General features: G+C 61.6%; 4 protein-coding genes and 5 tRNA genes. 3 read left to right on the top strand and 6 right to left on the bottom strand.

From position 1 onward, the window contains the following. Positions 1–133 precede the first annotated feature (133 nt). Together ychF and RSO41_RS15145 are read left to right on the top strand one after the other, a co-directional pair. On the top strand, positions 134–1,225 hold the full coding sequence (gene ychF / locus RSO41_RS15150; RefSeq protein WP_315620007.1) for a redox-regulated ATPase YchF: 1,092 nt from the start codon (positions 134–136) through the stop codon (positions 1,223–1,225). Positions 1,226–1,280: 55 nt separating this feature from the next. Beyond that, positions 1,281–1,357 (top strand) — tRNA-Met (locus tag RSO41_RS15145). 158 nt (positions 1,358–1,515) lie between these two features. On the opposite strand, the gene RSO41_RS15140 is transcribed toward RSO41_RS15145, so the two are convergent. Continuing rightward, complete coding sequence (locus RSO41_RS15140) at positions 1,516–2,811, bottom strand: M18 family aminopeptidase (protein ID WP_315620006.1); 1,296 nt, start codon at positions 2,809–2,811, stop codon at positions 1,516–1,518. A 138-nt stretch (positions 2,812–2,949) separates the two neighbouring features. Here RSO41_RS15140 and RSO41_RS15135 point away from each other — a divergent pair, with 138 nt between their 5' ends. Beyond that, positions 2,950–5,127, top strand: coding sequence for a carboxy terminal-processing peptidase (locus RSO41_RS15135; protein WP_315620005.1), 2,178 nt, complete (start codon positions 2,950–2,952; stop codon positions 5,125–5,127). Positions 5,128–5,307: 180 nt separating this feature from the next. On the opposite strand, the gene RSO41_RS15130 is transcribed toward RSO41_RS15135, so the two are convergent. The 5 genes from RSO41_RS15130 to RSO41_RS15110 all read right to left on the bottom strand — a co-directional run bounded on the left by RSO41_RS15130 (position 5,308) and on the right by RSO41_RS15110 (position 6,862). Next, positions 5,308–5,383: transfer RNA gene (locus RSO41_RS15130), tRNA-Asn, on the bottom strand. Positions 5,384–5,426: 43 nt separating this feature from the next. Continuing rightward, positions 5,427–5,502, bottom strand: a tRNA-Asn gene (locus tag RSO41_RS15125). Positions 5,503–5,562: 60 nt separating this feature from the next. Continuing rightward, positions 5,563–5,638 (bottom strand) — tRNA-Asn (locus RSO41_RS15120). A 130-nt stretch (positions 5,639–5,768) separates the two neighbouring features. Next, positions 5,769–5,845, bottom strand: a tRNA-Met gene (locus RSO41_RS15115). A 72-nt stretch (positions 5,846–5,917) separates the two neighbouring features. Continuing rightward, positions 5,918–6,862, bottom strand: coding sequence for a choline ABC transporter substrate-binding protein (locus tag RSO41_RS15110; protein ID WP_315620004.1), 945 nt, complete (start codon positions 6,860–6,862; stop codon positions 5,918–5,920). Positions 6,863–7,023: the final 161 nt, after the last annotated feature.

The following is a 7,023-nucleotide window of genomic DNA, read 5'->3' as shown; positions in this document are numbered from 1 at the left end:
CTCGTAGCTCGTAGCTCGTAGCTCGTAGCTCGTAGCTCGTAGCTCGTAGCTCGTAGCTCGTAGCTCGTAGCTCGTAGCAACGATAGAATACCGGCCAATCATCCTTTTCGAACTCTCTTTCCAGGATCAGCCCATGGGTTTCAACTGCGGTATCGTCGGCCTGCCCAACGTCGGCAAATCGACTCTATTCAATGCCCTGACCAAGTCGGGCATCGACGCCGAGAACTTTCCCTTCTGCACCATCGAGCCCAATGTCGGCATCGTACCGATGCCGGACCCGCGGCTCGACAAGCTGGCGAGCATGGTGAAGCCCGAGAAGGTGATTCCGACCACCATGGAGTTCGTGGACATTGCCGGCCTGGTGGCGGGCGCCTCCAAGGGCGAGGGACTCGGCAACCAGTTCCTGGCCAATATCCGCGAGACCCAGGCCATCGCCCATGTCGTGCGCTGCTTCGACAACGACAACGTCATCCACGTGGCCAACCAGGTCGACCCAAGGGCCGACATCGAGACCATCAATCTCGAACTCGCCCTGGCCGACCTGGACACCGTCGAGCGTGCCATCCAGCGCCTGGCCCGCGTGGTGAAGGGAGGCGACAAGGAGGCCATCGCCACCAAGGCGATTCTCGACCGCATTCAGCCGCACCTGGCCGAGGGCCAGCCACTGCGCAGCTTCGGCCTGGATGACGACGAGAAGCGCCAGCTCAAGAGCTTCGGCCTGCTGACGCTTAAACCCACCATGTACATCGCCAACGTCAACGAGGACGGCTTCGAGGACAATCCCTACCTCGACATCGTCAATGAGATCGCTGCCGAGGAAGGCGCCGTGGTCGTGCCGGTGTGCAACCAGATCGAGGCCGAGATCGCCGAACTCGACGATGAGGAACGTGCCATGTTCCTCGACGAGATGGGCATGGAAGAACCGGGGCTGGATCGCGTGATTCGCGCCGGCTATGCACTGCTCGGCCTGCAGACCTACTTCACCGCCGGCGTGAAGGAAGTTCGGGCCTGGACCGTCAAGATCGGCGCCACCGCCCCTGAAGCCGCCGGCGTGATCCACACCGACTTCCAGAAGGGCTTCATTCGCGCCGAAGTCGTCGCCTACGACGACTTCGTGGCCCTGGGCGGCGAGCAGGGCGCCAAGGATGCCGGAAAATGGCGCCTCGAAGGCAAGGATTATATCGTCGCCGACGGCGACGTCGTGCACTTCAGGTTCAACGTTTAAGGATGTAACGGCTTGACGTGGCGGGGGCTTATCCGTATCATTCGCCCCCGTTGTCGGCTACGTAGCTCAGCTGGTTAGAGCACATCACTCATAATGATGGGGTCCCCTGTTCGAATCAGGGCGTAGCCACCAGATACCGAAAAGCCCGCCTGGTTCGCCAGGCGGGCTTTTTTGGCTTCGAGATTCGAGCAGGCAAGCCTAATCTTCAGGCCATACACCTTCAAGCTTTCGACTCGCAGCTCGCAGCTCGCAGCTCGTGGCTCGTGGCTCGTGGCTCGTGGCTCGCAAGCCTAAAGCCCTTCCCGCTCGATAAAGGCCGTCAGCACCCGGGTCAGATACTCCACATCCCGCGCCCCGGATGTCTCGCGGATCGAGTGCATGGCCCATTGGGGCACCCCCACATCCAGGGTCGGTACCCCCAGCTCGGTAGCAGTGATCGGCCCGATGGTGCTGCCGCACCCCATGTCGGCACGGGTGACGAAGGTCTGCACCGGCACGTCGACCTGGCGACACAGCTCGCGGAACAGCGCCGAGGTGGCACTATTGGTCGCATAACGCTGGTTCGCGTTGACCTTGATCACCGGCCCTCCGTTGAGCGCCGGCCCATGAGCCGCATCATGCTTGTCACGGAAGTTGGGGTGCAGGGCGTGGGCATTATCGCAGGAGATCATCCGCGAGGCCTGTACCAGGCGAATAAAACTCTCCTCCGTGCCGTCGCTCAACTGGGCGTTAACCCGCCGTAGCACATCGACCAGGAAAGGCCCCTGGGCACCGCAGGCGCTGGCACTGCCAACCTCCTCGTGGTCATTGGCCACCAGCACCGCGCCCTGGCGACCATCGCTTTCCAGCAAGGCCTCGAGCCCAATGAAACAAGACAACAGGTTGTCGAGACGCGCGCTGGCGATCAATTCCCCTCCAACACCCACCCGGGACGGCGGCTGAACGTCATACAGGGCCAGCTCGAAGTCGATGACCTCGACGTCCTCGAGGTCATGCTGCTCGGCCAGCCAGCCACGCAGCAACCGATCGAGATCGGCATTCTCGCCACCCTGCAGAAATACCGGCGGCATTTCGGTCTGAGCGTTCATCGCCCTGCCGTTGTTGGCCTCGCGATCGAGATGAATCGCCAGACTGGGGACAATCGCCAAGGGACGTTCGACATTGAGCAGCACGCCCTCCAGGCGCCCATCGGCATGGCGCACATGCACACGCCCGGCCAGGCCCAGGTCACGGTCGAACCAGGGCGCCAGCAGGGCACCACCATAGACCTCGACACCCAATTGCAACCAGCCGGCCGATGTCTGCGGCGCATGCGGCTTGAGGCGCAACCCCGGGCTATCGGTGTGGGCACCGATCATGCGCAGGGCATCGAGCGGCTCGGACGGCAGCTGCAGCGCGATGATCGAGGAATCGTTACGGGTCACATAGACACGCTCGCCGGGCGACAGTCGCCAGGCCTCTGTTTCCTCCAGGCGGCGAAAGCCTTCGGCCTCCAGCCGCTCGGCCATGTTGGCGGTGGCGTGCCAAGGCGTCGGAGAGCGACGCAGAAAATCGAGCAAGCGCTCGAGGCGGGCATCCTGGGGCATGAGATCCTCTAGTGATGAAACGTTCAAGGGGTCTTGGCATGTCGCCGGAACTGCTACAATGCTCGCTCGGTCTTGCAACTCGAGCGCCGAATCGCAGTCTGGACGAATAGTGTACATGAATCAGGGAGTGCTTCATTGATGAGCCTGTTTGCTACCCTGGGGCGCGCGTCGGCCCTGGCCCTGCTGCTGGTTGCCGGCCCGGCACTGGCCGATATCGCCCCCAGCGACGCTCAGCGTCAAACGGCCGAGGAAATCGCCGACTCCCTGCTCAACGACCATTATTCTGAGATTCGGCTGGACGACGACTGGTCCAAGCGAGCCTTCCAGCACTATCTGGATGCCCTCGACGGGCAACGCGCCTACCTGCTGCGCAGCGACATTGCCGACTTCGACGACATGCGCACCCGGATCGACGACGCCATTCTGGACGGCGAACTGGCACGCCCTTTCGCCCTTTACCAACGCTACCAGCAACGCGTTGAAGATCGCCTGGAATGGATGCTGGACCGTCTCGACGACGGACTCGATTTCTCCTTCGACGGTAACCAGCGCCTGATCCTGGATCGCGCCGACATGCCCTGGCCCACCGACGAGGCACAGCTCGACACCCTGTGGACCAAACGCCTCAAGAACGCCGCCTTGCAGCTGTCGATCAACCGGGAAGAGCCCGAGGCCCAGGACACCTCTGCCTCGGAGGGCGACTCGGCGTCAGCCGAGGAACAATCGCCATCATCCCGCGATGATGACACGACCGACGATGACGCAGTCATCAAGAAAGAGAAGACGGTCGAGGAAACGCTCCGCCAACGCTACGAGGGGCAACTCAACCGCTTGCGCCAGACCAATGCCGAGGATGTCTTCGACCTCTTCATGACCGCGGTGACCGACACCATCGATCCGCACACTGACTACTTCTCACCCCGCGAGAGCGAGGATTTTGACATCCAGATGAAGCTCTCCCTGGAAGGCATCGGTGCACTGCTCCAGGCGGATGGCGAGTACGTCAAGGTATCCAGCCTGGTCGCCGGTGGCCCCGCCGAGAAGGCCGGTGCACTCAAGCCTGCCGACCGCATCATCGGCGTCGGCCAGGAAGATGAAGAGATCGTCAACGTGGTCGGCATGCGTCTCGACGAAGTGGTCGACATGATCCGTGGCCCCAAGGGCTCGGTGGTACGCCTCGAAATCGTGCCCGGCCAGGCCATGGACATGACACGCTCCAAGGTCATCGAGATCACTCGAGACACCGTCAAGCTCGAGGACCAGGCCGCCCAGAGCGAGGTGATCGAGATACAGCGCGACGATGGCACACACCGCGTCGGCATGATCGAAGTGCCGGCCTTCTATGTCGACTTCGATGCCTGGCAGGCCGGCGAGGAAGACTATCGCAGCACCACGCGCGACGTTGCCAAGGAAATCAAGAAATTACGCAAGGAAAATGTCGAGGGTATCGTCCTCGATCTGCGCAATAACGGCGGCGGCGCCTTGCAGGAAGCCAATTCGATGCTCGGCCTGTTCATCGACCGTGGCCCCACCGTCCAGGTTCGCGATGCCAGAGGCCGTATCAAGCTCTACGGCGACACCGAAAGCGGCACTCTCTACGACGGCCCTCTGGTGGTACTGGTCAATCGCCTCTCGGCCTCGGCCTCGGAGATCTTCGCCGGCGCCATTCAAGATTACGGTCGCGGCCTTGTGGTGGGCAGCAACACCTTCGGCAAGGGGACCGTGCAGACCCTCAACGAACTGGATCTCGGCCAGGTCAAGTTGACGCGCGCCAAGTTCTACCGCATTTCCGGCGACAGCACCCAGAATCGCGGCGTCGCGCCGGACATCCAGTTCCCCAGCCTGGTGGACCCTGACACCATCGGCGAGAGCAGCCTCGACAATGCCCTGGGCTGGGACAGCGTGCGCAAGGTGCAGTACCGCCAGTATGGCGACCCGCGCCGCTACCTGGAAACCCTGCGGGAGCGTCACCGCCAACGCGCCGACGATCATCCCAACTTCCACTATCTGGAACGCCGGGCGGCCCTCTCCGAGCGCCTTCGCGAACAACACACCAGCGTCAGCCTCAACCGCGAGCAGCGACGTCGTGAGACCCAGGCGCGCGAGGACGAACAGCTGGCTCTGGAGAATGAGCGACGCAACGCCCTCGGCCTGGAGCCCCTGGAAAGCTGGATAGACAGCCGAGATCAGGACGAGGAAGACGAGCCACAACCTCTCGATCGCGCGCCACTGACGGAGGCGGCGGAGATTCTGCTCGACTTTTCCAGGCTGGAGAGCGGCATACAGTTCGCCGAGCACGCTGACTTGAACGAGTAGACCGACACCTCAAGGCATCACGACACGACGCCGGGTCATCGACCCGGCGTCTTGCTTTTCAACGCTTGTACGACGGCTCACGACAAGCTAATCCGCGGCGTAGCAGAAGGCGCCGTGCAAGACGATGTCAGCAGCCGATGGGTGATGATGGTTCGTCAAATGAAGCGAGTGACAACGACATGGCTCCCCGAGCAGGACTCGAACCTGCGACCCAGTGATTAACAGTCACTTGCTCTACCAACTGAGCTATCGGGGAATGACGATGTGCATGCCCAGGAACGGGCAAGAGAAAGGAAAGGTGGCTCCCCGAGCAGGACTCGAACCTGCGACCCAATGATTAACAGTCATTTGCTCTACCAACTGAGCTATCGGGGAATGACCTTCAACGCGCCTTCTTGCTCGGCGCGGCGTTCGAGCCTCGATGAAACGAGGTGTTGGCTCCCCGAGCAGGATTCGAACCTGCGACCCAATGATTAACAGTCATTTGCTCTACCAACTGAGCTATCGGGGAACGACCTCGAACACGGGGCGTAGTATACGGATCGGCTCGACAACGTCAAGTATCATCTAATGGTTCCGTCGATCCCCCCAACGCAAGACGCCCGTCCGGCATGACCGAACGGGCGTCTTCTCGATATCCCTGGTGGCTACGCCCTGATTCGAACAGGGGACCCCATCATTATGAGTGATGTGCTCTAACCAGCTGAGCTACGTAGCCTTTCCGTTGCCCATCGAGCAACGGGGAGGGATTATGCATGCGGGCCGCTTGCATGGCAAGCCCGCACGAGCATCACTCCTCGATAGACAGGGCCTGCTTGACCGCCGGCAGCGCCGGCTCGCCATCCTTGGTGGTCACGCCGTCGAGCCAGCCATCGAGCACCTGGGGATGCGCCTGGAGGTAGCCCTTCGCCGCCTCGCGAGGATCAGCGCCTTCATCCATGATGGTGCCCATCAGCTGGTTTTCCATCTCCAGCGTGAAGCTCAGGTTGTTCAGCAGGTTGCCGACATTGGGGCACGCCTCGGCATAGTCGGCCCGAGTGTTGGTATACACCGTGGCACCGCCCAGGTTCGGACCGAAGTAGTCGTCGGCACCCTCGAGGTAGGCCATGTCGAAGTTGGTGTTCATCGGGTGCGGCTCCCAGCCCAGGAACACCATCCACTTCTCGTCCGGAACCCGAGCCTTCAACTCGGCCAGCATCCCGGCCTCACTGGAGTCGATCAACTGCCAGTCACCCAGGCCAAAGGCATCGTCGTCGATCATCTGTTGGATCAGCTCGTTGCCGTCATTACCGGCCTCGATGCCGTGCAATTGCTGCGAGAAACGCTCGGCATGCTCGTCCAGGTCGTCCACCGAGGTCACGCCGGCATCATGAACGTACTGGGGCACCGCCAGGGTGTACTTGGCCCCTTCCAGATTGGCACCCAGGCGTTCCACCTCGCCACGCTCCACGTAGGGATCGCTGATCGAGGCCATGGACGGCATCCAGTTGCCGAGGAAGACATCGAAATCGCCATTCTTCATGCCCGAATAGGCGATGGGCACCGAGACGGTATCGATACGGGTCTCATACCCCATGGCTTCCAGGACCTCGGTGGTCAGCGCGGTGGTAGCGGTGATATCCGTCCAGCCGACCTCGGCGAAACGCACCGGCTGGCAGCTGTCTTCGGCAGCCATCAGCGGTGAGGAAGACAGCGCGATTGCGGCGGTTGCCAGCCCCATGGTCATCTTGTTCATTGACATCTCTCCCTTGAATTGGAAAGTGAATAGTCGGCGCAGGCGCCTCTGTAGTGAGCGCCCGTCGCTCCCGGGCGGGATGAGAAGCCGCCCGCCGCCATTTTTATTGATTGAACATTCAATAAAAAAATGGCAAACTGGCCCTATCTTAACCATGCTAG

The organism is Halomonas sp. I1 (assembly GCF_032334135.1).
In the GTDB taxonomy this organism is placed as follows: Bacteria; Pseudomonadota; Gammaproteobacteria; order Pseudomonadales; family Halomonadaceae; genus Halomonas.
Note: the sequence above shows the minus strand (reverse complement) of the source record. Positions and strands in the feature narration are given on the sequence as shown.

Excerpts from the sequence above, each read along its gene's own strand:
- ychF (WP_315620007.1), top strand. The coding sequence starts at position 134 with ATGGGTTTCAACTGCGGTATCGTCGGCCTGCCCAACGTCGGCAAATCG.
- RSO41_RS15110 (WP_315620004.1), bottom strand. The coding sequence starts at position 6,862 with ATGAACAAGATGACCATGGGGCTGGCAACCGCCGCAATCGCGCTGTCT.
- RSO41_RS15140 (WP_315620006.1), bottom strand. The coding sequence starts at position 2,811 with ATGCCCCAGGATGCCCGCCTCGAGCGCTTGCTCGATTTTCTGCGTCGC.
- RSO41_RS15135 (WP_315620005.1), top strand. The coding sequence starts at position 2,950 with ATGAGCCTGTTTGCTACCCTGGGGCGCGCGTCGGCCCTGGCCCTGCTG.